22 protein-coding genes are annotated in these 22952 nt (G+C 64.4%); 6 read left to right on the top strand and 16 right to left on the bottom strand.

The annotated features are described in order from the left end of the window. Positions 1-696, top strand: a complete 696-nt coding sequence (locus ACQ4WZ_RS06370; RefSeq protein WP_436572846.1) for an HAD family hydrolase — start codon at positions 1-3, stop codon at positions 694-696. Between the two features lie 18 nt (positions 697-714). Further along, entirely contained in the window at positions 715-2244 is a 1530-nt protein-coding gene (gene lysS / locus ACQ4WZ_RS06365) for a lysine--tRNA ligase (protein ID WP_101481691.1), read from the top strand. A 72-nt stretch (positions 2245-2316) separates the two neighbouring features. Here the strand turns inward: lysS and ACQ4WZ_RS06360 are convergent, their stop codons facing one another. The 11 genes from ACQ4WZ_RS06360 to ppnN form a co-directional block, all read right to left on the bottom strand. Further along, positions 2317-3318 (bottom strand): Gfo/Idh/MocA family protein, encoded by a 1002-nt coding sequence (locus tag ACQ4WZ_RS06360; protein WP_436572845.1) that lies wholly within the window; start codon positions 3316-3318, stop codon positions 2317-2319. A gap of 12 nt (positions 3319-3330) precedes the next feature. Continuing rightward, a complete protein-coding gene (locus ACQ4WZ_RS06355) occupies positions 3331-4353 on the bottom strand; it encodes a porin (protein WP_436572844.1) in 1023 nt (340 codons plus the stop codon). Between the two features lie 35 nt (positions 4354-4388). Then, positions 4389-5348, bottom strand: a complete 960-nt coding sequence (locus ACQ4WZ_RS06350; protein WP_101481694.1) for a 2-hydroxyacid dehydrogenase — start codon at positions 5346-5348, stop codon at positions 4389-4391. 18 nt (positions 5349-5366) lie between these two features. After that, positions 5367-6356, bottom strand: coding sequence for a sugar kinase (locus ACQ4WZ_RS06345; RefSeq protein WP_279587393.1), 990 nt, complete (start codon positions 6354-6356; stop codon positions 5367-5369). Further along, positions 6353-7099 carry a sugar phosphate isomerase/epimerase family protein gene (locus ACQ4WZ_RS06340; protein WP_436572843.1) on the bottom strand — a complete coding sequence of 249 codons (747 nt, stop codon included), beginning with the start codon at positions 7097-7099 and terminating at the stop codon, positions 6353-6355. The genes ACQ4WZ_RS06345 and ACQ4WZ_RS06340 overlap by 4 nt, the downstream gene beginning before the upstream one ends. Next, positions 7096-7830, bottom strand: a complete 735-nt coding sequence (locus tag ACQ4WZ_RS06335) for an amino acid ABC transporter ATP-binding protein (RefSeq protein ID WP_133990771.1) — start codon at positions 7828-7830, stop codon at positions 7096-7098. Before ACQ4WZ_RS06335 ends, ACQ4WZ_RS06340 begins: the two co-directional genes overlap by 4 nt. Then, positions 7817-8467 carry an amino acid ABC transporter permease gene (locus tag ACQ4WZ_RS06330; protein WP_101481697.1) on the bottom strand — a complete coding sequence of 217 codons (651 nt, stop codon included), beginning with the start codon at positions 8465-8467 and terminating at the stop codon, positions 7817-7819. The genes ACQ4WZ_RS06335 and ACQ4WZ_RS06330 overlap by 14 nt, the downstream gene beginning before the upstream one ends. Before the next feature lies 1 nt (position 8468). Then, entirely contained in the window at positions 8469-9161 is a 693-nt protein-coding gene (locus ACQ4WZ_RS06325; RefSeq protein ID WP_101481698.1) for an amino acid ABC transporter permease, read from the bottom strand. A gap of 91 nt (positions 9162-9252) precedes the next feature. Continuing rightward, the gene (locus ACQ4WZ_RS06320; RefSeq protein WP_436553252.1) at positions 9253-10059 is read right to left on the bottom strand and encodes a transporter substrate-binding domain-containing protein; all 807 of its coding nucleotides are present in this window, start codon (positions 10057-10059) and stop codon (positions 9253-9255) included. Between the two features lie 223 nt (positions 10060-10282). Continuing rightward, on the bottom strand, positions 10283-11350 hold the full coding sequence (locus ACQ4WZ_RS06315; protein WP_436572842.1) for a LacI family DNA-binding transcriptional regulator: 1068 nt from the start codon (positions 11348-11350) through the stop codon (positions 10283-10285). 343 nt (positions 11351-11693) lie between these two features. After that, complete coding sequence (gene ppnN, locus ACQ4WZ_RS06310; protein WP_101481700.1) at positions 11694-13064, bottom strand: nucleotide 5'-monophosphate nucleosidase PpnN; 1371 nt, start codon at positions 13062-13064, stop codon at positions 11694-11696. A gap of 310 nt (positions 13065-13374) precedes the next feature. On the opposite strand from ppnN, the gene ACQ4WZ_RS06305 reads away from it, so the two are divergent. The 4 genes from ACQ4WZ_RS06305 to ACQ4WZ_RS06290 all read left to right on the top strand — a co-directional run bounded on the left by ACQ4WZ_RS06305 (position 13375) and on the right by ACQ4WZ_RS06290 (position 17806). Next, complete coding sequence (locus tag ACQ4WZ_RS06305; RefSeq protein WP_101481701.1) at positions 13375-14880, top strand: peptide MFS transporter; 1506 nt, start codon at positions 13375-13377, stop codon at positions 14878-14880. 131 nt (positions 14881-15011) lie between these two features. Continuing rightward, positions 15012-15704 carry a UPF0149 family protein gene (locus ACQ4WZ_RS06300; RefSeq protein WP_101481702.1) on the top strand — a complete coding sequence of 231 codons (693 nt, stop codon included), beginning with the start codon at positions 15012-15014 and terminating at the stop codon, positions 15702-15704. 12 nt (positions 15705-15716) lie between these two features. Beyond that, complete coding sequence (locus tag ACQ4WZ_RS06295) at positions 15717-17411, top strand: hypothetical protein (protein WP_436572841.1); 1695 nt, start codon at positions 15717-15719, stop codon at positions 17409-17411. A gap of 14 nt (positions 17412-17425) precedes the next feature. Beyond that, the gene (locus ACQ4WZ_RS06290) at positions 17426-17806 is read left to right on the top strand and encodes a hypothetical protein (RefSeq protein WP_133990761.1); all 381 of its coding nucleotides are present in this window, start codon (positions 17426-17428) and stop codon (positions 17804-17806) included. Positions 17807-17815: 9 nt separating this feature from the next. Here the strand turns inward: ACQ4WZ_RS06290 and ACQ4WZ_RS06285 are convergent, their stop codons facing one another. From ACQ4WZ_RS06285 to ACQ4WZ_RS06265, 5 genes are all read right to left on the bottom strand, one after another. Further along, positions 17816-20320, bottom strand: a complete 2505-nt coding sequence (locus ACQ4WZ_RS06285; RefSeq protein WP_436572840.1) for a TonB-dependent siderophore receptor — start codon at positions 20318-20320, stop codon at positions 17816-17818. A 100-nt stretch (positions 20321-20420) separates the two neighbouring features. Continuing rightward, entirely contained in the window at positions 20421-21422 is a 1002-nt protein-coding gene (locus tag ACQ4WZ_RS06280; protein WP_436572839.1) for a FecR domain-containing protein, read from the bottom strand. Continuing rightward, positions 21415-21936: a sigma-70 family RNA polymerase sigma factor gene (locus ACQ4WZ_RS06275; RefSeq protein WP_101481707.1), complete on the bottom strand. Its 522-nt coding sequence runs from the start codon at positions 21934-21936 to the stop codon at positions 21415-21417. Before ACQ4WZ_RS06275 ends, ACQ4WZ_RS06280 begins: the two co-directional genes overlap by 8 nt. Before the next feature lie 110 nt (positions 21937-22046). Continuing rightward, entirely contained in the window at positions 22047-22589 is a 543-nt protein-coding gene (locus ACQ4WZ_RS06270) for a GNAT family N-acetyltransferase (protein ID WP_436572838.1), read from the bottom strand. Positions 22590-22643: 54 nt separating this feature from the next. Continuing rightward, complete coding sequence (locus ACQ4WZ_RS06265; protein WP_436572837.1) at positions 22644-22904, bottom strand: hypothetical protein; 261 nt, start codon at positions 22902-22904, stop codon at positions 22644-22646. Positions 22905-22952 lie beyond the last annotated feature (48 nt).

Here is a 22952-nt window from a genome sequence, read left to right as displayed (position 1 = left end):
ATGAATGCGTCCGTTCCAGCCCGGCGTGCCTTCCTGTTCGACATGGATGGCACGATCGTCGACAACATGGCCTTCCACACGACCTCGTGGCTGGCGTTCTTTGAACGACAGGGTCATGCGCTGGATGCGGACGCCTTTTTCCGCGACACGGCAGGACGGCAAGGACACGAAATTATCGCCAAGTACCTGGGCGAGGATGCCGACCATGTCACCCTTCTGGCTGAAAAGGAAGTCGTCTACCGCGAACTGTATGGCCCGCACCTGGCCACGGTGGCCGGTTTCGGCCAGCTGATCGCCAGCGCGCGCCAGCACGGCGTAGCGCTGGTGGTGGGCACCGCCGCACCAGACGAGAACATCGCGTTCACGCTCGACGGCCTGGACCTGCGGCACCGCTTCGACGCCATCGTCGGCGCCGCCGACGTGGAACGGGGCAAGCCGTACCCGGACGTATTCCTGAAGGGCGCGCTACTGGCCGGCGCGCTGCCGCAAGACTGCATCGTCTTTGAAGACGCGCCCCTGGGCGTGGAAGCGGCGCGCCGTGCCGGCATGCGCGTCGTGGTACTCACCACCACCCTGCCGGCCGAGGCGTTTGCCGCCTTCGACAACGTCATTGCCATCGTGCCGGATTTCTCCGCACTCGATGTCGACGCACTGTTTGCCAGCGTGGCGCCAGCGCTGGCGCCACATCATCAATAATCACCAACGAAGAACACCATGACTACGGATATCCAAGAACAAGCCGCCGCCCCCGATGAAAACAAGATCATCGCCGAGCGCCGCGTCAAGCTGGCAGCACTGCGCGAACAAGGCGTCGCCTTCCCGAACGACTTCCGCCCCGAGCACAAGGCAGCCGACCTGCATGCGCAATACGGCGCCAAGACGCGCGAAGAGCTGGAAGAAAACCCCGTACACGTAGTGCTGGCCGGGCGCATGATGCTCAAGCGCGAAGCGGGCAAGAAAGCCGCCTTCGCCACCCTGCAAGACGCTTCCGGCCCGAAAGCCGACGGCCGCATCCAGATCTACGCCACGCTCGACCTGACGGGCGAAGCGGCCATGGCCGCCCTGCACCACTATGACCTGGGCGATATCCTGGGCGTGCAAGGCACGTTGTTCAAGACCAAGACGGACGAACTGACCATCAAGGTCACCGAACTGCGTTTGATCACCAAGTCGCTGCGCCCGCTGCCGGACAAATTCCACGGCCTGGCCGACCAGGAAACGAAGTACCGCCAGCGCTACGTCGACCTGATCATGAACGAAGAGACGCGCCGCACCTTCAAGGCGCGTACCGCCGCCATCTCGTCGATCCGCCGCTTCATGGAAAAGAACGAGTTCATGGAAGTGGAAACGCCGATGCTGCACACGATCCCGGGCGGCGCCGCGGCCAAACCATTCATCACGCACCACAATGCGCTGGACATGCAAATGTTCCTGCGTATCGCGCCCGAGCTGTACCTGAAGCGCCTGGTCGTGGGCGGCTTCGACCGCGTGTTCGAAATCAACCGCAACTTCCGCAATGAAGGCGTGTCGATCCGTCACAACCCTGAATTCACGATGATGGAATTCTACGCGGCCTACACCGACTACAAATGGCTGATGGACTTCACGGAAGCCGTCATCCGCCAGGCCGCCATTGATGCGCACGGCACCGCCACCCTGACCTACGGCGGCCGCGAGCTGGACCTGGCCAAGCCGTTCCACCGCCTGACCATCGTCGAAGCGATCAACAAGTACGCTCCGGGCTACACTGCCGAGCAGTTGAACGATGCGGAATTCATCAAGGAAGAACTGAAGAAATTCGGCGTCAAGCCGTTCGCCACGGCCGGCCTGGGCGCGCTGCAACTGGCGCTGTTCGAAGAGACGGCTGAAGCTCAGCTGTGGGAACCGACCTATATCATCGACTACCCTGTCGAAGTGTCGCCACTGGCGCGCGCTTCCGACACGGTGGCCGGCATCACTGAGCGTTTTGAACTGTTCATGGTGGGCCGCGAAATCGCCAACGGCTTCTCCGAGTTGAACGATGCGGAAGACCAGTCGGCCCGCTTCCTGGCGCAAGTGGCCGCCAAGGACGCAGGCGATGAGGAGGCGATGTTCTACGACGCCGACTACATCCGTGCGCTGGAATACGGCATGCCGCCAGCCGGCGGCTGCGGCATCGGCATCGACCGCCTGATGATGATCATCACGGATTCGCCGAACATCCGCGACGTCTTGCTGTTCCCTCACCTGCGCCGCGAAGACTAATCACGGACGCAAGCCAGTAAAAAGCCGCCTGATCGCAAGATCAGGCGGCTTTTTTAATTGTACGGCCGGCCGTCAGCCGGCCAGGGTCACGCGCTGGTGGCTGCGGCTGGCCTGCTGCGCCGCCAGCGCCGTGGCCAGCGCGCGCATGCCATCGTCGCCAGTGGCGGCCGGCTGCCCTTCGCCGCGCATGGCGCGCTGGAAGGCGCGCACCGAGCGCACATACAGGTTTTCATGTTCGACGGGGATGTCGACGCTGCCGCCATCACGGGTCAGGCAAATGGTGCCGACGGGGCGCTGCGTCATCACGCCGGTGGCGAAGATGGTGCCCTTGCTGCCGATGATTTCCACTCCCGACAGCGAATACGGCGCATTGAACGCGTCGTGCACCTGCACCAGGGTGCCGTTATCGAACTCGATGACGGCCATCAAACCCTCTTCCAGCCCGGCCACCGTCATGCCGCCGCTGGTGGCACAGGCGGTGACGTGGCGCGGCTCCGAGTCCAGCAAAAAGCGCAAGGTGTCGACGTCGTGCACGAACATGTCGAGCGTGACGCCACCCGATTCCGGCGCGTCCAGGCGCCAGCCGCGCAGGTGCTGCGGCAGGTTGTTCGCGTGCAGCACGCGGCAATACAGGGGCTGGCCGATCTCGCCCGCGCGTATCAGCTCGCGCACCTTGCCGTGGCTGGCGGCGTTGCGCAGGTGGTGGTTAATCCCCAGCACCACGCCCGCTTCGGCGCAGCCGTCGACCATGCGGCGGGCGTCGTCCATGTTCAGCGCCAGCGGCTTTTCGCACAGCACGTGCTTGCCCGCGCGCGCCGCCTGCAAGGTCTGCGCCATGTGCCACTCATTGGTGGTGCTGATGTACACGGCCTCCGCACCCGGATGGGCCAGCGCCGCATCCAGGTCGGTATAACTGGCGCCGATGCCGAACTGCTCGGCGAAGGCGGCGCCGCGCGCGGCATCCGTGCTGACCACGGCCAGCACTTCCGCGTCGCCCTGCTGGCGGATCGCGTCGACCATCCATTCGCGCGCCACGGTGCTGGCGCCGACCAAAATCCATCCGATCTTCTTCATTCGATTCTCCAGTTAAAAAGTGTGGCGCAGGCCGAGGTTCCAGGCCTGGTTGCCGCTGCCATTGTCGGTGGCGTTGCCCACCACGTAGGCGGCGCCGTTGCGGTTGTCGATATGCGCATAGGCCGCGTACAGCGTGCTGCGCTTCGACAGCGCATAGGTGTAGCCGATGCCGATCTGGGAAGCGTCGCCGTTGGCGGCGCGCCGGTCGTCGCGCCGCACGTACGAGAACAATACGCGGTGCGGGCCCACCGGCAAGGTGGCGCCCAGCATCAGGTCCGCGCTGTCGACCGTGGTGGCGGCGCCCGCCGAGCTCTTGCTGACGGCAACGGCGCCGTGCGCCTTGACCACGCCGAAGTCCCAGGTGGCGCCAAGCACCGTGTTGCGCGCCCTTCCCCTCACCAGCGCGGCCGACAGGGTGTTGGCGTCCTGGTGCGCCATGCGCACATACAGTGGCCCGCTGGCATAGGTGGCCGCGGCGCCGGTGTAGCGCTTTGCCGCCGCGTCGCCAGGTACTTCGCCGTAGCCGTACGCCGCTTCGCCGGAAAGGCCGCCGCGCACGGGCGAGCTGTAGGTAATGCTGTTATCGACCCGGCTGATGTAGCCAGCCGTGAAGACATTGCTCATCCTGCCCGCAAAACCAAGGTAAAACGGATCCAGCGCGCCCAGGCTGCTATCGATAAAAGTGTACTGGCGGCCCAGCCGTAGTGTGCCCGCCTCGCCGGCGAGGCCGACGAAAGCCTGGCGCCCGAACAGCAGGCCGCCCTGAGCCGAAGCGCCCGTGTCAGCCAGGATGCCCGCATCCATCGTAAAGATCGCCGTCATGCCGCCGCCCAGGTCTTCGCTACCCTTGAAACCCAGCCGCGAACCGTTGGCGATGCCGCTGGTCAGCTTGAGCACCCTGCCGCCGGCACCGCCACTCTCGGACACCACGCCCAGGTCCGCGATACCGTACATGGCCACGTTCGACTGCGCCGAGCACAGGCTGCCGCAAGCGCCGGCGCCGATGATCATTGCTCCTACAACCTTGTTCTTCATGTCTTGCCCTGTCTGTCTTTTTATCGATACTGTTCTTAGCTCACCAGGTAGCGCGGACGCTCGCCGCGCAAGCCGGCCAGCAGGTTGTCCACGGCCTGCTGCGCCATGGCGTAGCGCGTTTCATGCGTGGCCGAGCCGATGTGCGGCAGCGCCACCACATTGGCCATGGCCAGCAGCGGATTGTCCGGCGCCACCGGCTCGCGCTCGAACACGTCGAGGCCGGCACCATGGATCTGGCCCTGTTGCAGTGCCTCGATCAGCGCCGCCTCGTCGACGATGCGCCCGCGCGAACCATTGATGAAGATGGCGCCGGGGCGCATCAGGGCGAACTCGCGCCGGCCCATCATGCGTTCCGTCTGCGCCGTCAGCGGCAGGACCACGCAGACGAAGTCCGACCCGGCCAGCAGCTCGTCGAGCGCCACCTGGCGCGCGCCCAGCGCAGCCTCCACCTCCGGCACCGCTTCGCCGTTCACGTACAGCACCTGCATGCCGAAACCCAGCGCGGCGCGGCGGGCGACGGCGCGGCCGATGCGGCCCATGCCCAGCATGCCGATGGTTTTTCCATGCACGTTGACGCCGTACTGGCTTTCGCCCACGCTGCGCGTCCAGCCTCCAGCCTTGACGAATTCGGCCAGTTCGACGACGCGCCGCGCGCTGGCCAGGATCAGCGCAAAGATCGTGTCGGCCGTCGTTTCCGTCAGCACGTCCGGCGTATTGGCCAGCAAGATGCCCCGTTCGCGCAGGTAATCGACGTCGAACTGGTCGACGCCCACCGAAATGGTGGAAATGATGCGCAGCCCGGCAGCCGGGTCCAGCAGTTCTCGGTCCAGGCGCACGCTGGCACCCAGCAAGCCGTGCGCGCCACGGATGGCGGCGGCGAACGCGGCGCGGTTGCCCGCATCGATGGCCTCGAAATACGTCACATCGCATTCCGCGCGCAGGCGCGCCAGCAGCGGTTCGGCCAGCTTTTTATAGACAACGACATTTTTTTTCATGTGTTTCCCCTGTTCGGTTCAAGATGGGACCAGCGCATCGAGCTGGGGGCGGGTCGGCAAACCTTCCATGTCGCCGGCCACCTGGATGGCGAAGGCGCCGACCCGGTTGCCGCGCCGTACCGCCTGCGCCAGCGGCAAGCCTTCCAGCAAGGCGCTGACCAGGCCGGCCGCGAAGCCGTCGCCGGCACCCACCGTGTCGACCACGTTGACCACGCGCTCGCCCGGCACCATGCCGCTGTCGCCATCGGCCGTGCGGTAATAGGCACCCTCGGCACCCAGCTTGATGACCACCAGCCGCGCGCCCTGTTGCAAATAAAAGCCGGCGACGTCGTGCGGCAGGTCGTGACCGGTGAGGATTTTCCCTTCCCCCAGGCCGGGCAGTACCCAGTCCGCCTTGGCGGCGAGGCGGTTGATCTGTTCGACCATGACGGCTTGCGAAGGCCACAACGAGGGCCGCAGGTTCGGATCGAACGACACGCTCCGACCATGGTCGCGCATGAAGTCGAGCGCCTGGCCGGCGAACGCCAGGCTGGTCTCGGATAGAGCCGCCGCCACGCCCGTGGCGTGCAAATGGCGCGCGGAAAGGAAATAGGCGGGGTCGAAGTGCTCGGGCGCCAGCCGGCTGGCGGCGGAACCCTTGCGGAAGTATTCGACCAGCGGATCGGCGCCGTTCTCGGCCTTTTCCTTGAGCAGGAAGCCGCTGGACTGGCCGGCGACGGCGACGACCCGGCTGCAATCGACGCCTTCGGCCTGCACGCTGGCGCGGATGAAGCGGCCGAACGAGTCGTCGCCCACCCGGCTCAGCCAGCCGACTTTCAGCCCCAGGCGTGCCAGGCCGATGGCGACATTCGTCTCGGCGCCAGCCAGGCGGCGCGTAAAATGCGCCACGGCCGCCAGGTCCCCCGTTTCCTCGGCAACGAACATCGCCATCGCCTCGCCGTAGGTGACGACGTCGAGCGCATACGCAGCCTGCCCCTCTTCTGCCCGGCCCTCCTCATGCGGCATCATGCGGCCTCCAGCATCTGGATGTAGCGGCCCGTTTCGGCCACCAGGTCTGCCCCCTCCAGCGGGAATTCGATGGCCCGCTGCACGCCCGGTGCAAAGTGCGCGAAGACGGCGCGCCAGGCCGGATCAGCCTCGGAGACAGCACAGGCGGACAGCCGGCCAGCGTCCTCCAGGACAGCCTTGCAATGCACGTAGCGCACATACGGCGCCAGCAGGCGTGCCGCCTGCTGCGCATCCTCGCCCACCCAGCGCCAGTTGCCGATGTCGAACGTCAGTCCCACCGGCAGCCCGCCTTCGCGCGCCGCCGCCAGGAAGCGCGCCATAGTTGACAGCTTGCCGCCATGGGCCGTCTGGTCGTTTTCAACCAGCAGCGCCACGGGCGCCGCCGCCAGCTGGGCCTTCAAGGCCTGCAGGTCCGGCGCGGCCGGGTAATGGCCCAGCGACACCTTCAGGTAGCGCGCCCCCAGGCGCGCCGCCTCGTCCAGCATCTGCTGCAGCAGCTCCTGCTGCAGCAGTCCGTCCGCGCCCCACAATTCGATGGGCGTGGAATACACGCAGTACAGGCCGCGCGCGGCCACTGCCGCGCCCATGCGCGCCAGGTCCGGCAAGTCGGAGGTGAACAGTTCGCGACGGATTTCGATGCCTGCGCCGCCCGCATCGGCCACAACGTCGATGAAATGGCTTTGACCCAGCTGCCTTACCCTGCTTGCGCCGTAGGCCGACGCTGCCACCAGAACGGGGCTCATTTGATCGCTCCCGCGCCGACGAACTGGCGCGCTTCGGGCGTTTGCGGATTGCTGAAGAAGGCTTCGGACGGCCCGCTCTCCCACACCGTCCCCTGGTGCATGAAGACGGTGACGTGGGCCATGCGCCGCGCGAACTCCATCTCGTGCGTCACCAGCAGCATCGTCATGCCCGCCTGCGCCAGCTCTTCCATCACCTTCAGCACTTCCTGCGTCAGTTCCGGGTCGAGCGCCGACGTCACTTCGTCGAACAGCATCACCTGCGGTTCCATCGCCAGCGAACGGGCGATTGCCACGCGCTGCTGCTGGCCGCCCGACAGCTGCTCGGGATAGGCGTCGCGCTTGTGGTCCAGGCCCACCTGCTTGAGCACGCGCAGCGCCGTGGCGCGGCCTTGCACGTCGGGCACCTTCTTGACGATGCGCGGCGCCAGCATGACGTTTTCTTCCACCGTCAGGTGGGGGAACAGGTTGTAGCTCTGGAAGACCATGCCGACATCCTTGCGCAAGTCGAGCAAATGCTCCTGGCGCGCCGTCAGCGTATGGCCTGCCACGACGATGCTGCCGCTGTCAATGGTTTCAAGGCCGTTGATACAGCGCAGCATGGTGCTCTTGCCGGAACCGCTGCGCCCGATCACGGCGATGACCTGGCCACGCTCGACGGCGAACGAAACGCCCTTGAGCACGTGATTGGCGCCGAAGCTCTTGCTGATATTGTCAATTTCAACGATGGGCATGGAATTTCCTTTCCAGTGAATGGCTGTAGCGCGACAGTGGGTAGCACATCGCGAAGTAGATCAGGGCGACGACGGGGAAGACGATGAAAGGCAGGAAGGTCGCGTTGCTGACCAGTTGCCCTGCCCGCGTCAGTTCCACCACGCCGATGATCGAGGTGATCGAAGTGTTTTTGATGATCTGCACCATGAAGCCCACCGTCGGCGGCAACGAATGGCGCAGCGCCTGCGGCAGGATGACGTAGCGCAGCTGCTGGTAGCGGTTCAGCGCCAGCGCGGCCGATGCTTCCCACTGCTGCCGCTGTACGCCTTCGATGCAGCCGCGCCAGATCTCGCCCAGGTAGGCGCTGGCAAAGATCGTCATCGCCGCGCCGGCCGCGATGATCGGCGACAGCTTGTAGCCGAACAAGGCCAGGCCGTAATAGGTGAGGAACAGCACGATCAGCACGGGCGTGCCCTGGACCAGCTGGATGTACAGGGCGCTGATGAAGCGCAGGAACGGGCTGCGCGCCGTGCGCAGCAGCGCCACCGCGAAGCCGGCGATGCCACCCGTGATGAAAACGATCAGCGACAGGCCGATGGTCCAGCGCGTGGCCTCAAGCAGAAATTGCAGGTTATCCCAGGAAAAATCACTGATCATGTCATGCTCCCATGCGCACCGCGCCCAGACGGCGGCGGCGTTTGAAGACGATCTGGCCCAGTACCCAGAAGCTGAAGCGGAACAGCAGGGCCAGCAGGATGTACAGCACCATCACGACGATGTAGATCTCGAAACTGCGGAAGGTTTCCGCATCGAGCAGGTGGGCGGCGGCAGTCAGCTCTTCGGCGGAAATGGCCGACACCACGCTCGAGGCGAGCATCATCAGCGTGAACTGGCTGGCCAGCGCCGGATACACTTTTTCCAGCGCCGGCAGCAGCACTACATGGCGCATCACTTGCCAGCGCGTCATGCCCAGCGCCTGAGCCGCCTCCAGCTGGGACGGATGCACGGCGCCTATGCCGGCGCGCACGATTTCCGCCGCATAGGCGCCCAGATTGACCGTCATGGCGACGAGCGCGGCGCCATTCGCGTCCAGCTGCAGACCCAGCGACGGCAAGCCGAAGTAAATGATGAACAGCTGCACCAGGAACGGCGTGCTGCGGATCACCTCGACATACGCGCGCACCAAAGCGCGGGCATAGGCGGGACCGTTCTTCAGGATGACGGCGGCGCACACGCCCACCGCCAGTCCCAGCACCATCGCCAGGGCGCTCAGGCGTATCGTCAGCGCCGCGCCCCACAACAGACGGTCCAGCGATTGCATGACGAGCTCGAAATGAAATTCATACGGCATACTCAACTCCTTATCTACGTGCACATCCCCGGCGGCGCCACCATGGTGGCGCGCCGTACGGACCAACACTTTCCCTATGCGGCTTGCGGTATCAGAAGGTCGGCAATGGCGGCAGCGGCGCGCCGCTCCACTTGCGCGCGATGGCGTCGAGTTCGCCGTTCAGCTTGACGTAGTAGATGAAGTTGTTGAGCCACTGATGCAGCTCGAAGTCGCCGCGGCGCACCGCCATCGAATTCGGTTGCACGGAATACGTGAACCTGACCTCGATCTTGCCCGCGCCGCGGGTCTTGATGATGTCGAGCGCCATCGTGCTGGGGATCGACACGGCGTCGACCTGCTTGCTGAGCAAGGCCTGGGTGACGGTGGCATCATCCTCGAAACGCACGATGGCCGTGCCGGCCGGCGCCATGCGGCTCAGCGCCGTGTCATTCGTGGTGCCGCGCGTCACGCCCACCTTCTTGCCCTTCAGGTCGGCCAGGGCCTTGAATTTGCCGCCGACCGGCGCGACGATCGCCAGTTCGAACGCGCTGTAAGGCATGGTGAACATCAAGGTCTTGGCCCGTTCCGGCGTGGGCGCCAGGGTCGCCACAAGGAAATCGACCTTGCCCGACTCCAGCGACGGCACGCGTGAGGGCGCCGTCAGGGGCACCACTTCCACGGGCAGGTTCATGTATTTGCCGATCAGGTTGGCGACATCGACGTCATAGCCGACGGGCGCGCCCTTGGCGTCGATGCTGCCAAACGGCGGCGTGCCGCTGACCACGCCGATGGTCAGCTTGCCTTTCTTGATGAGGTCGCCAAGCGTCTGGGCGCCCGCGTCGGCGGCCGCGCCCAGGGTGCAGGTGGCGGCGAGCGCACAAGCCACGATCTTCGCGTAAAACAGTGTAGTCATCTTCATGCTTTAGTCTCCTGTGATCCCGGTACCGGCCTCGTCGAGGCACTTCCGGGAATATTGTCAAATGGACGATTTAGTTCGTCTCTTGCCGTGTCGTTTCAACCTCATGCCAACCTCGTGCAACCATTGCCCTGCCTGCCTATCCATGCTCCTTTCCAGTGAGAACATCTTCTATGAAACCGGTTCCATACCTTCCCCAAAAAAAAGGGCAACGCCCTCTTCCCCGTCAATCGGCACTCTTGCCCGCAATTCCTCCCTGGGTGGAGTTGCGCACAATCAACTTACCCGGCAACAGCACCTCGCGCGGCGGGCACTGCTCGCCCTGCAGGCGCGACAACATGCACGTCATCGCCGAAAAACCGATCTCGTAAGTCTGCTGCTCGATCGTGCTCAGGCCCGCCAATGGTGACCACGGCAATTCGTCAAAGCCCAGCAGGCCCACGTCTTGCGGCATGCGCAGCTCGAGGCGCTGCAGCATCAGCGCCAGTTCCAGCGCCACCATGCCGTTCGACGCCAGCAGCGCCACGCGGCGGCCGCGCCACTGCGCCAGGCATCGCCGCACATGCGCGTCGATGGAGGGCCGGTCGTCCAGGTCCACCGCCAGTACTTCGCCCACGCAGCCGGGATGCTCGGCCATCACGGACTGAAAACCCTCGGCGCGCATCAGCCGCGAACTGACGCCCGTCAATGGCGGCGCGACGAAGGCGATGGCGTCGAAACCCTGTTCGATCAGATGCGAGGTGGCCAACCTGCCAGCCTGTACATTGTCCAGGCCCACCAGATCGAAATCGGCGCCCTCGATGCGGCGGTCGACCAGCACGATGGGCATGTCCGCCTGCTGCAAGTCAGACGATTGGATGTTGCGCCCCTGCGTGTTGACGATCAGCCCTTCCACGCTGTACGAGCGCAGCGCTGCCAGCGACTGCCGTTCGCGCAGTTCGTCATTGCCTGTATTACACAAGATCAAGGTATAGCCATGCTGCTGGCAAGCCGCCTCCACGCCTTGCAGCACTGCCACCGTGTAGGGGTTCAGCATGTCCGCCACGACCATGCCGATCAGGCGCGTGCGTCCACGCTTGAGGCCGCGCGCCATCTGGTTCGGCTGGTAGCCGAGGCGCGCGATGGTGCTGGTGATTTGCTGGCGGATATTCTCGGACAAAGCGTCCAGTTCGCCGCCGAGAAAGCGCGACACGCTGGTCTTCGACACGCCCGCCTCGCGCGCCACCTGGGCGATGGTCACGGGCCGGGCCGGCTCGCCGGAAACTGTTTTTTTATTGCTGCGTACTGAATCCAAGGTTGCTCTCCACTACCTGTTGACGTTCATATTTTTATTTTGGAACCGGTTCCAAAGATAGCACCCACGCATCGATGAGGCAAGCGATTTGATTACTTGTGGTGGCGAAAGCACGCTGGGGGCAAATGTGAAAGGCGCCACCCTCCCCCGGCAAACGCAGGGGGAGAGCGGACGGTGACTTGCAACACCTGACAAAACCGTAGCGAGCGGAAGGAAGGCTGGCTGGGCGCCCTCGATGGCTCGAGAAGCGCAACTGTACGAAGTACGGGGCCGCCGAGGCAGTGAGCATCGCAGACCGCCGATTACGACGCGCAGTAGGTTTTGATAGGTGTTACTAAGTAGCTTACTGGATCACGGTATAGCAAGGTACGTATGCCGTACCGGCCAGCTTCATGCGGTGCTGCGCCACGAAGGAGGCCAGCAGCGCATCCATGGGGCCCATGATGTCCTTGTCGCCATGGATTTCGAAGTTGCCGTGCTCTTCGATCGAACGGATGCCGTCGTCCTTGACGTTGCCCGCCACTACACCGGAAAACGCGCGGCGCAGCTGGGCTGCCAGCAAGTGCGTGGGCTGGTTCTTGTGCAGGCTCAGGTTACGCATGTTTTCATGCGTGGGGTGGAACGGCTTCTGGAACTCGTGGTCGATCTTCAGCAGCCAATTGAAATAATAGGCATCGCTGTGGGCCTTGCGAAATTCGCGCACCAGGCGGATGCCTTCGAGCATTTCGCGCGCCACCAGTTCCGGGTCGTCGATGATGATTTTATAGCGCTGCTGCGCTTCCGGACCCAAGGTGTCGCTGATGAACTGGTTGATCTGCACGAAGTACTCGCGCGAGGTTTCCGGGCCCGTGAAGATCAGCGGGAAGGGAATATCGGCGTTGTCCGGGTGCAGCAGGATGCCGAGGATATACAAAATCTCTTCGGCCGTGCCCGCGCCGCCGGGGAACACGACGATGCCGTGGCCCGCGCGCACGAACGCTTCCAGGCGTTTTTCGATGTCCGGCATGATGACCAGGTCATTGACGATGGGGTTCGGCGACTCGGCCGCGATGATGCCCGGCTCGGTGATGCCCAGGTAGCGGCCATTGTGCAGGCGCTGCTTGGCGTGGCCGATGGTGGCGCCCTTCATGGGCCCCTTCATGGCGCCCGGGCCGCAGCCGGTGCAGATGTCGAGGCCGCGCAAGCCCAGCTGGTAGCCCACTTCCTTCGAATAATTGTATTCGGCGCGGTTGATCGAATGGCCGCCCCAGCATACCACCAGGTTCGGGTTGAGCTGGGTTTGCAGCACGTTCGCGTTGCGCAGGATGTGGAAGACGGCGTCCGTCACGCCTTCCGTGCTCTGCAAGTCGAATTTCGGATTGCCCGTGACTTCATCGCTGACGAAGATGATGTCGCGCAGGACGGCAAACAGGTGTTCGTGGATGCCCTTGATCATCTTGCCATCGACAAAGGCGATGGCTGGCGCGCCCTTGATGTCGAGCTTGATGCCGCGCTCGCGCTGAATGATGGAGATTTCAAACGATTGGTAGCGCTCCAGCAAGGCGCGGCCATCGTCGATGGTGCTGCCGCAATTCAAGACCGCCAGCGCGCAGCGGCGGAAAGTGTTGTACAGGCCGCCCTGGCTGGTGTCGAGCAGTTTGTTGACTTCAGTCTTGGAGAGCACGTCCAGGCGGCCTTCCGGTGAAACCAGAGTATCGATAACGTCGTGTTCCATAATGCGAAAAATCCCTTTAAAAATCGATGCTCGAAGGTCTTGCAGCCTTAATATACGACAAGTCAGGCAAGTTGTGCTGTGCCGCCGCAAAATCGCCGGGGCCGCCCTTGCCTGCAAACCGGTTTGACTAATATGAAACAGTCATTCTTGCTAATGCAAATCGAAACTTACGCTCAGCGCAATTTGTAGATTAGAATGCCAGCCTATTGGAATTCCCGTGCGTGAGGTTCTTCATGAGAGTCCCCGCCGCCCGCAGGCTTCCATAAGTTTTTTTATCGATTGACTATAATAATTTTTCAGGAGGAACCGCATGAGCGGTGCGACTACGCCCAACAAGGAAGCCGTTATTCCCGAGTTCAAGCAGATTATGGGCCATCCAGGCCCATTATGGATGTTGTTCATGACTGAATTCTGGGAACGCTTCGCGTTCTACGGAGTTCGCTGGGCGCTGGTACTGTACATCGTTGCCCAGTTCCACGGCGGCGACGGTTCGGGACAGGCAGCGGCCAACCTTACCTACGGTTCCTTCCTCGCGCTGGTGTACGCCGGCGCTCTGTTCGGCGGTTACATCGCCGACCGCGTCATCGGTTACCAGCGCTCCATCCTGCTGGGCGCCGTCTTCATGGCCGCCGGCCTGTTCTGCATCTCGGTACCGAACCAGGACATCTTCAACCTGGGCCTGGCCACCATGATCGTCGGTAACGGCATGTTCAAGCCGAACATCTCGACCATGGTCGGCAAGCTGTACGCGACAGCCGATCCGCGCCGCGACAGTGGCTTCACGATCTTCTACATGGGCATCAACATGGGCGCCATGGCCGCGCCCGTCTTCACGCAATGGCTGGCAGGGTCGATCTTCGGCACCAGCGATATGCCTGCGTACAAGATGGTCTTCATGGCTTCCGGTTTCGGCATGCTGATCAGCCTGGTATGGTTCTTCATCGGCCGCCGTGCCCTGAAGGGCATCGGCGCACCGGAAGCCGGTGCCGGCAGCCCGATGCGCGTCGTCTGGGTGGCCGTCGGCTCGCTATGCGTGATCCCGCTGATGTACTTCCTGCTGACCGTTGGCGCTGAAAAGTTGCAAATCGTCCTGACCGTGTTGTTCGCCGGCCTGGCCGTCATGCTGATGATCGAAGGCATACGCAATGGCAAGGTGGCGCGCGACCGCGTCATCGCCATGCTGCTGATTTTCGTCTTCAACATTCTGTTCTGGATGTTCTTCGAACAGGCGGGCAGCTCATTCACCTTCCTGGCCGACAAGATCGTCAACCGCGACCTGGGCTTCGCGATCTTCCCGACCGCCTACTTCCAGACCGTCAATTCGGTGGCCATCATCGTCTTCGCGCCTATCATCGCCGCCGTCTGGGTCTACCTGGCGCGCCACAACGTCAATCCATCGATTCCGCGCAAATTCGGCCTGGGATTGCTGGGCAATGCATTGGCTTTCGGCTTGCTGATCTTCGCTCTGTCGAGCCTGGTTGGCGCCGACAACAAGATCCCGTTCTGGACGCTGGCGACCGTGTACATGCTGCAATCGATCGGCGAACTGTGCCTGTCGCCTATCGGCCTGTCGATGGTCACCAAGCTGGCCCCTGTGCGCCTGGTTGGCCTGGGCATGGGCGGCTGGTTCCTGTCGACCGGTATCGGCAACAACCTGTCGGGTATCTTCGCCAGCTACGTCAGTGGCGAAAGCGGCATGTCGGTGCAGTCGGCCCTGTCCGGCTATACCTTCGGCTTCTGGTCCCTGCTGGGCGCCGGTGTCGTACTGTTCCTGATCGCACCGCTGATCAACAAACTGATGCACGGCGTGAAGTAAGCGTCTTGTACTAGCTCAAAACGGCGGCCTGCGGGTCGCCGTTTTTCATTCCGCCAGCCGTTTCACCCTGGCCTGGCGGTACAATACTGCCATGGCCAGCGGCCACCCGACCAACCCCGATAAAGAATCCCATGTCCAGCATCTCCACCACCACGCCCCTCTCCGACGACGAATACGCCGAACTCGACACCCTGCTGGCCGCGCCCGCCCTGGCCGACGCCGCCATGGACGTGTCGATGCTGGAAGGTTTCCTCACGGCCGTCGCCCTGAGCCCGAAACAAATTACCGTTGAGCAATGGTTGCCCTGGGTCTGGGACAAGGCGGCGGGCAGCGCCGCGCCCGCGCCGGACGAGGCCAGCGAACGGGCAGCCAGCCTGGCGCTGCGCCACCACGCCTACATGGTCGAATGGCTGACGAAGGACCCGGACAGCTTCGAGCCCATCTACGTCTGCGGCCCCGAATGGAGCGTGCCCGCCTGGTGCGCAGGCTTCCTGCTTGGCACCAGTCTGGACAAGCCCCAGTGGGCGGCCCTGGCCGTCAGCCACCCGCAATACCTGGCGCCCTTCCAGCACCTGGCCACGGCCAGCGAGCTCGACGACGAGGCGGCCGAAACGGCCATGGATGGCGTGATTCCCGCTGTCATTGCCATCAATGCCGCCTGGGCGCGCCAGCGCCACCTGAAAAGCCAGGTGCAAAGCCAGTCCGGCGCGACGGTCTTGCGCGACGTACCGAAAACGGGCCGCAACGACCCGTGCCACTGCGGCAGCGGTAAAAAATATAAAAAATGCTGTGCCGACGCCGATAGCGCGGCTGGCCAAGGCTAAAGCGACGCCTCCTTGCGCCAGCTGCTGACGGCCCTGTTGCGTTTCCTGCTGCGCCACGCGCTGCAGTTCGCGCTCTTTATCGTCATCCTGCTGGCCGGGCGCTTGCTGCTGGCCGAATGGCGCGCCTACAGCGCCGCCAGCGGGGCCGTCACCGCGCTCAGGCTGGCCGCCAGCGGCGCCGATCATCATGGCGCCGGCCTGGCGGATGCCGCTATGGCCAGGGTCAACGCCCTGCAAACAACCTCACAAACGGCCATCGACGCCCGCCTGGCGCAAGTACAAGCGCAATTGCGCCAGCTGCGCGCGCAACAGCAGCCGTCGCTGTTTACCCTTCCCCTGCCCGACACGAGCACCTTGGCCATGCACGCACGGGAAGAAGCCACGCGCCGCGTGGAAATCGAGGTGCTGGCGCAGGAAGAACACTATTTGACCGCGCTTCAGGCGGCCCTGAACGGCGAGGATGCGCGGCATACCCTGGCGCGCCTGCATGCGGAACATGTCGACGCATATGCCGCGCTGCAAAATAATGTGCGCCAGCGCCGCGAACTGGAAGCGCAGCACCCCGTGGCCGCGCGCCTGCCCGGCAGCGACACCTACGCGCAGCTGGCACGCCTCGAAGCCGAGGGCCAGCGCTTGCGCGAGGTCAACCTGCAAGCGTATCGGGCCTGGCTGGCGCAGCGGGCGCGCACCAACGATGCGGCCCGCCCCGCGCCCTTCGCCATTGACGACAGCGCGCTGGCCGGCGCACTGGCGCCCGTGCGGGCGGCAATGACGGCAGGAGAAGCACAGCTGGCGCGCAACTGGATCGCCCGCTGGCGCGGCCCCGTCATGGACGTGGTGCCCACGGCCGCCCTGCTGGTGCTGTCGGCCATCCTGCTGCCGCTAGCGATCAAGGCCTTCTTTTACTTCGTGCTGGCGCCATTGGCTTCGCGCCTGAAACCATTGTCCATCGGGCACGCGCTGAACGTGACAGCCACTACTCTCCCCCTGCCGCCCGATGGCCAGTCCCGCATTTCCGCCGTCTCGCAGGCGCTGCAACTCGGACCTGGCCAGCAGATGCTGATCCACCCGGCATACCTGCAATCGTCGCCCGTCAGCAGCACCAAGCGCACGCAGTGGCTGCTGGACTGGCGCTTCCCGTTCACCAGCCTGGCCGCCGGCATGGTGGCGCTGACCCGTTTGCACAGCGACGCGCCAGCGTCCGTGACGATTTCCGCCAGCGACGACCCGCTGCTGGAAATCGCCATCGTCCACCTGCCTGCCGGCAGCGCGCTCGTGTTCCAGCCGCGGGGCCTGGTGGGTTTGATCTGCGACTCGGGCCAGCCGCTGGCGATATCGAGCCACTGGCGCCTGGGCAGCCTGCACGCCTGGCTCACCTTGCAACTGCGCTTCATCGTCTTTCGCGGCCCCGTCACCCTGATCGTGCGAGGCTGCCGCGGCGTGCGGATGGAGCGGGCAGGCCAGGGCCGCAGTATCAGCCAGTCCGCCACCCTGGGTTTTAGCACCGACGTGCTGTATTCGACCCTGCGCAGCGAAACCTTCATCCCCTACCTGCGCGGCCAGCAGGCCCTGCTCAACGACCGCTTCGACGGCGACAACGGCGTCTACCTGTACGAAGAAACCCCGCGCCACGGCAAGCAGCCGGGCAAGGTGGGCAGCTGGTTCGAGGGTTTCACGGACGCCCTATTGAAAGTGTTCGGCATCTAGCCGAAGCAAGCAAGATGAACGACTTCCTGTTTGCCGATTTTCTCGATGACCCGGCCGCGTATGCGGCGGCGCAAGCGTACTGGCAGGCACGCCTTGCCTTCCTCAACGGTCTATGCGCGCCGTATCTGCGCACCGCGTTTGCCAATGGCCAGCCGTTTAATGACGGCAATCCCATCGTCAACCTGGCGGACCGGGCCGCTGGCAAGGCGGCGCGCATCGTTCAGCATTGCCCGCGCGAATTCGGCCATGACTACACGAGCTTCGAGCAAGCCATCGAGCTGGCCTGCAGCGATGGACAGCGCCCGGCGCGGGAAAAAATCATCGTGCTGACCTTGACCGCAAACTCGGCGCAACGCGCCGAGGAAGAACTGCGGGCCTGGTTTGATCCAGCGTAAGGCCTCGCGCTACCAGAGGTAGGCCAGGCGCAGGCCGACATTGCGCTGCTCGCCATAATTACAGGCCCGCGCCGAGAAACACGAGGCGACATGGTATTTGTCGAACAGGTTCTTGACCGTCATGCTGACGCTCACGCCGCGCCAGACGCTGCGGGCCTGCCCCAGGTCATAGCGCAGCGACAGGTCGGCCAGGGTGAACGCCGGCACCTGGAAAGTGTTCTCCGCATCGCCCCAGCTGGCACCGACATGGCGCACGCCAGCGCCGGCCGACAGGCCGCGCAAGCCGCCGGCAAAGGCGTAATCGGCCCAGGCCGAGGCCATCTGCCTGGGTACTTCAAATGGCGACTTGCCCTGCACGTTCGAGCCCCACCTGTCCGGAAACGCCTTAGTCACTTTCAGGGGATTGTAGGTCAGGGACGCCAGCAGTTTCAGCTGGCTGCTCGGCTGTGCCGCCACTTCCAGTTCGATGCCGCGCGAGCGCACTTCTCCCTGCTGGATCGAAAAGTTCGGGTCATCCGGGTCCGTCGTCAGCACATTCTGGCGGCGCAGTTCAAATGCAGCTGCGGTCACGGAAAGATGCGCGCCAGGCGCGTACTTCACGCCGACTTCCACTTGCCGGGCCGTTTCCGGCGCGAATGGACGGTCCAGGCGGTCCGCGCCGGAGACGGGCGAGAACGATTCGCTGTAACTGGCGTAAGGCGCCAGGCCGTTCGCCGCCAGATAAGTGATGCCAGCGCGCCCAGTGAATGCCCTGGGCTTGCGCAAAGTCGTGGTCGAAGGCGATACCAGCAGATTGAGCTGCTCCTGGCGCGTCCAGTCCTGGCGCCCGCCCACGGTGAAGACCCAGCTGCGGTACTGCATGCGGTCTTGCAAATACGCCCCCAACAGCCGGTTATGCTCGCGGCGCAGGGCATCGGGTGCCAGCGCCGCCAGGTTCAGCGGACTGCCGTAGACGGGGCGGTAGATATCGATCTGCGGACCGTCGGCAATATACGAGCTGAACGAAGTATTGCTGCGGCTGTAATCGATGCCGGCAACCACCTCATGGCGCAGCGCACCTGTCGCCACATGACCCGTCACGCTGGTATCGAGCGAGTACACGCTGCCCTTGCCGTCGCGCGTATCGATCTCGCGGTTGGTGATCACCTTGTCGATCAAATTGCCGTAACGAAACATGTACTGTTCATGGTTATCCGCGTGCAGGTAGCGAAAGTTCTGCCTGACTGTCCATCCGTTGTCGAAGGTGTGGCGCGCCGCGTAGCCCGCCGAAGCGACGCGCGTTTCCTCACGGTCGAAGCCGGGCTCCCCCAGGAAACGCGTCAGCGGCAAGCGGCCGTTGGGATTGCTGCCGTTCAGGGCCTCCCACTGCACGTTCGACGATTGCATGGCGCGATTCTTCTGGACAAAGCCCAGCAAGGTGATGCTGGTGCGGGCGCTCGGCGTCCACGTCAGGCTAGGCGCCAGATAGTAGCGGTCATCCCTCATGTCATCGATCTGCTGGTCCGCATTGCGCGCCAGCCCCACCAGGCGGTACTGCAGGCTGCCATCGTCCGCCAGCTTGCCGCCCACGTCGAGGGCCAGTTGCTTGCGCGCGTAGCTGCCGAGCGATAATTCGACCTGGTTCAGCTGGTCCGCCGCGGGGCGCTTGGCGACGAAATTGACGATGCCGCCCGGTGCGTTCTGGCCATATAACACGGACGAAGGCCCCTTCAGCACTTCCACCCGCTCGGCACCGTATGGTTCCACACCGAAGAAGCCCAGCGTCCCCATGGGCATCAGGCGCATGCCATCGAGGTAGAACGCGCCCGAGAACTGGCTGAAGCCGCGCACCGCCAGGCTGTCGTCGGCAGGATTGGCGCCTGCCGTGTTGCTGCGCAAGCCGGCCGTGTACTGAATCGCGTCGTTCAGGGTACGCACGCCCTGGTCATCCATGCGATCGCGCGTGATGACGGATACCGATTGCGGCACTTCCAGCAAGGAAGCGTCGGTCTTCGTGGCGGTACTGCCGCGCCGCGCCACATAGCCGCTGACCTTGCCCCAGGGGTTTTCCTCTTCCGCCTGCGCGCTGACGGTCACGGGCGCCATCGTCTGCACGCCATCGGCCGCTGCGCCAGTAGCGGACGCGGTGGCGGCGCGCAGCGCATAGCCGCCACCGTCCGTACGCACGGCATCCAGCCCGGTGCCGGCCAGCACGCGAGCGAGCGCATCGTCCACCGCATAGCTGCCGCTGACGCCACGGCTGCGCAATCCTTCCGTCGTGGCCGACCCAAAGGCGATCAGCAAGCCCGCTTCACGCCCCAGCCGGTTCAGCGTCGCTTCCAGCGGCCCGGCCGGGATGGCGTAGTGGCGCAGGGCCTCGGCCTGTACGGCTGTCTGTGCCTGCGCCGGCGCGCCGGCCAGGCTGGCCACGGCGCCCAGGCACAAGGCATGCACCAGGTGGGCGAGCGGCTTCATTGCCAGCAGGCCCGGTAGCCGGCTGCGCGTGGATGGGAGGAATGTGCTGCGATCGTTCATGGCATACCTTCGTATCATGGGATGGGTGGAACGGGCCAAAACCTGTGCCCTCACTTCCCTTGACAAGGCAGCGTACAAAAACAGTCCATGTATTTTCAGTTTATTTTTTCGTGGCGCGCGGCCGCAGCGTGACCCAGAAGCGCGTCAGATAATGCAGCTCTACGGGCAAGGCCTCCACCAGCGCCAGTAGCGCCCTGTCGGTATCGGCCAGCGGATAGGCGCCCGACACCAGCAGATACGCCAGCGCCGGGTCGCATGCCAGATGGCCGCGCCGGTGGCGCGACAACTCCAGCAGGAAGGCGTCCAGGCGCATGTGCGCGGCGACCAGCATGCCGTCAACCCAGGCGCCCGCGCCGGCATCAAGCGCATGCGCCGCGCCCAAGCCGTCGCGGGTAAAACTGCCCTCCTCGCCCGCCTGCAGCACGCGTGCCTGGCCATGGGCCGCCGCAGGCCGCAGCTCGACAGCCCCTTCCAGCACGCCGACCTGCACGAAACCGTCGCGCAGACGCACGATAAAACGCGTGCCCAGCGCCCGCGCCGTGCCATCGGCGGTGTGCACGAGGAAGGGCCGCCGCTGCGCGTCGGGCACCGTCTGCAGCAGTACCTCGCCGCGCAGCAGCTGCACCGTGCGCGCGCTGGCGTCGTAGCGCAGTTTGATGGCGCTGTCCGTATTGAGCACCAGCGTGCCGCCGTCCGGCAGGCGCAAGCTGCGCCGCTCGCCCGTGGCCGTGCTGGCATCGGCATTCCACGACTGCCAGACGGGTGCCTGGCGCAAAAGAGCGGCGCTGCCGCCCGCAACCACCAGCGCCGTCAGCAGGCGCACCGCGCGGCGCCGCTGTGCGCCTGCAGGCGCGGCCAGAGCGGCGCTGGCCAACGGCGGCGGAATGCCCGCCAGCTGGCCGCTGACCGCCTCGATGCGCTGCCAGGCCAGTTCATGTTCGGCGTCCTCGGCGCGCCAGCGCTGCCAGGCATCGAGTTGTGCGGCAGTGGCGTCACCGCCCTGCAGCGCCAGCCACCACTGCACGGCCCGCCGCGCCACGGCGGGCGCCACGCGTGCGGCAGCAACCAAGCTGCCCAGCGGAAGCTGTAACTCTTCATCCATCGTGCTGCTCCGGGAAAAAGCAGCGCAGGGCCGCCCTGGCCAGATGGCGCTTGACGGTGGACAGGGAAATTCCCAGCTCGGCGGCGACCTCCTGCTGCCCCATGCCGTCGAGCTGCACCAGCAGGAAAGCTTGGCGGGCCTGCCCAGGCAGCGCGGCCAGGCGCCGGTCCAGCTCCACCAGCCGTTCCAGGAACATCAGACGCACCTCGGGAGGCGGCGCCACCGGTTCCGGCATCAGGGCAAGGGCATCGAGGTAGGCCTGCTCGATGGCGCGCCGGCGCACATGGTTGATCAGCAGGTTGCGGGCGATCGTCGTCAGATACGCGCGCGGCTCCTGCACGCCTTGCATGCCTTGTGGCGCGAGCACGCGCAGGAAGGTGGCCTGTGCCAGGTCGGCCGCGTCGAAGGCGTTGCCCACCTTGCGCTGCAACCAGCCACGCAGCCAACCGTGATGCTGGCGATACAGAATGGCGATGTCATCGAAATCATGCAGGGAGACGTGGTCGGCGGACATGGAGCGGCGGGTCTGGCGAATAGCACAAAATTAATGAGAATTATTCTCAATTATAGGCAGAAGTGAGCGACTCGGCAAGATCAGTGGCTGCCGCGGCCAGCGCAGGCGGCTCAATCCGGCCTGAAGTCAGCCTGCAGCAAAGCGTAGACATGCAGGTCGACAAACACGCCGTTTAACCATTCCGCCTGCCGCAACACGCCTTCGTGGGCAAATCCCAGCCGCCCGGCCAGCGCCATGCTGGCGTGATTGCCGGCCGCGCATTGCAACGCGATGCGATTCAATTGCAGCATGCCAAACGCATGCGCCAGGACGGCGCGTACCGCCGCGCTGGCGATGCCCCTGCCCTGGAACTGCCGTCCGACGTAATAGCCGATGCTGGCCTTGCGGTCCGCTGTATCGATCTCTTTCAAGCGGATGCTGCCGCATAAGGCCGTGCCGGAAAAAATATGCCATTCCAGAACGCCACCGCTGGCGGCGCGCGCGGCAGCGGCGCACAGATACTCCCGGGCATCGTCGACGCACGCCAAATGCACCACGGCGGGCAGGAAGGCGTGCAGGTGCTCACGGTTATGCCCCACCAGTTCAGCAAGGGCTTCGGCGTGTTGCGCCAGGGTTGGAACAATAGAGATATCAGGAAATGCTGAAAGATTCACGCACAAAACCCTGGCGGGCCGAAAAAGTGAAAGTAGAAAAAACTGGCTTGACCGCTACGCCGCAATCGAATGCGACACCGTCAGCCACTCGCCCGGCTGCAGCTTGGCCGCTGCCTCGCGGGTGGCCAGCACGCTGTCGGGGTCCAGGTCAGACCGGTTCAGCTTGTAGGAATAGGCGAAATCGTCGGCATCGAATGCCTGCCCCGCCTTGACGTAATACTTGAAGCCGACAAAGGAGTCGGGATTCGTGACGACAGTGTATTCAAGCGTGACGCTGTTCATGGCGGGCCTCGTCGACGTTGGTAAAGTATTCATTATGCGTCAATTCCTTCGGCAGCGACGCAGCAACGGCGCATCGCCGTC

This window comes from Janthinobacterium darwini, assembly GCF_051380905.1.
Taxonomy (GTDB): Bacteria; Pseudomonadota; Gammaproteobacteria; order Burkholderiales; family Burkholderiaceae_D; genus Janthinobacterium.
Note: the sequence above shows the minus strand (reverse complement) of the source record. Positions and strands in the feature narration are given on the sequence as shown.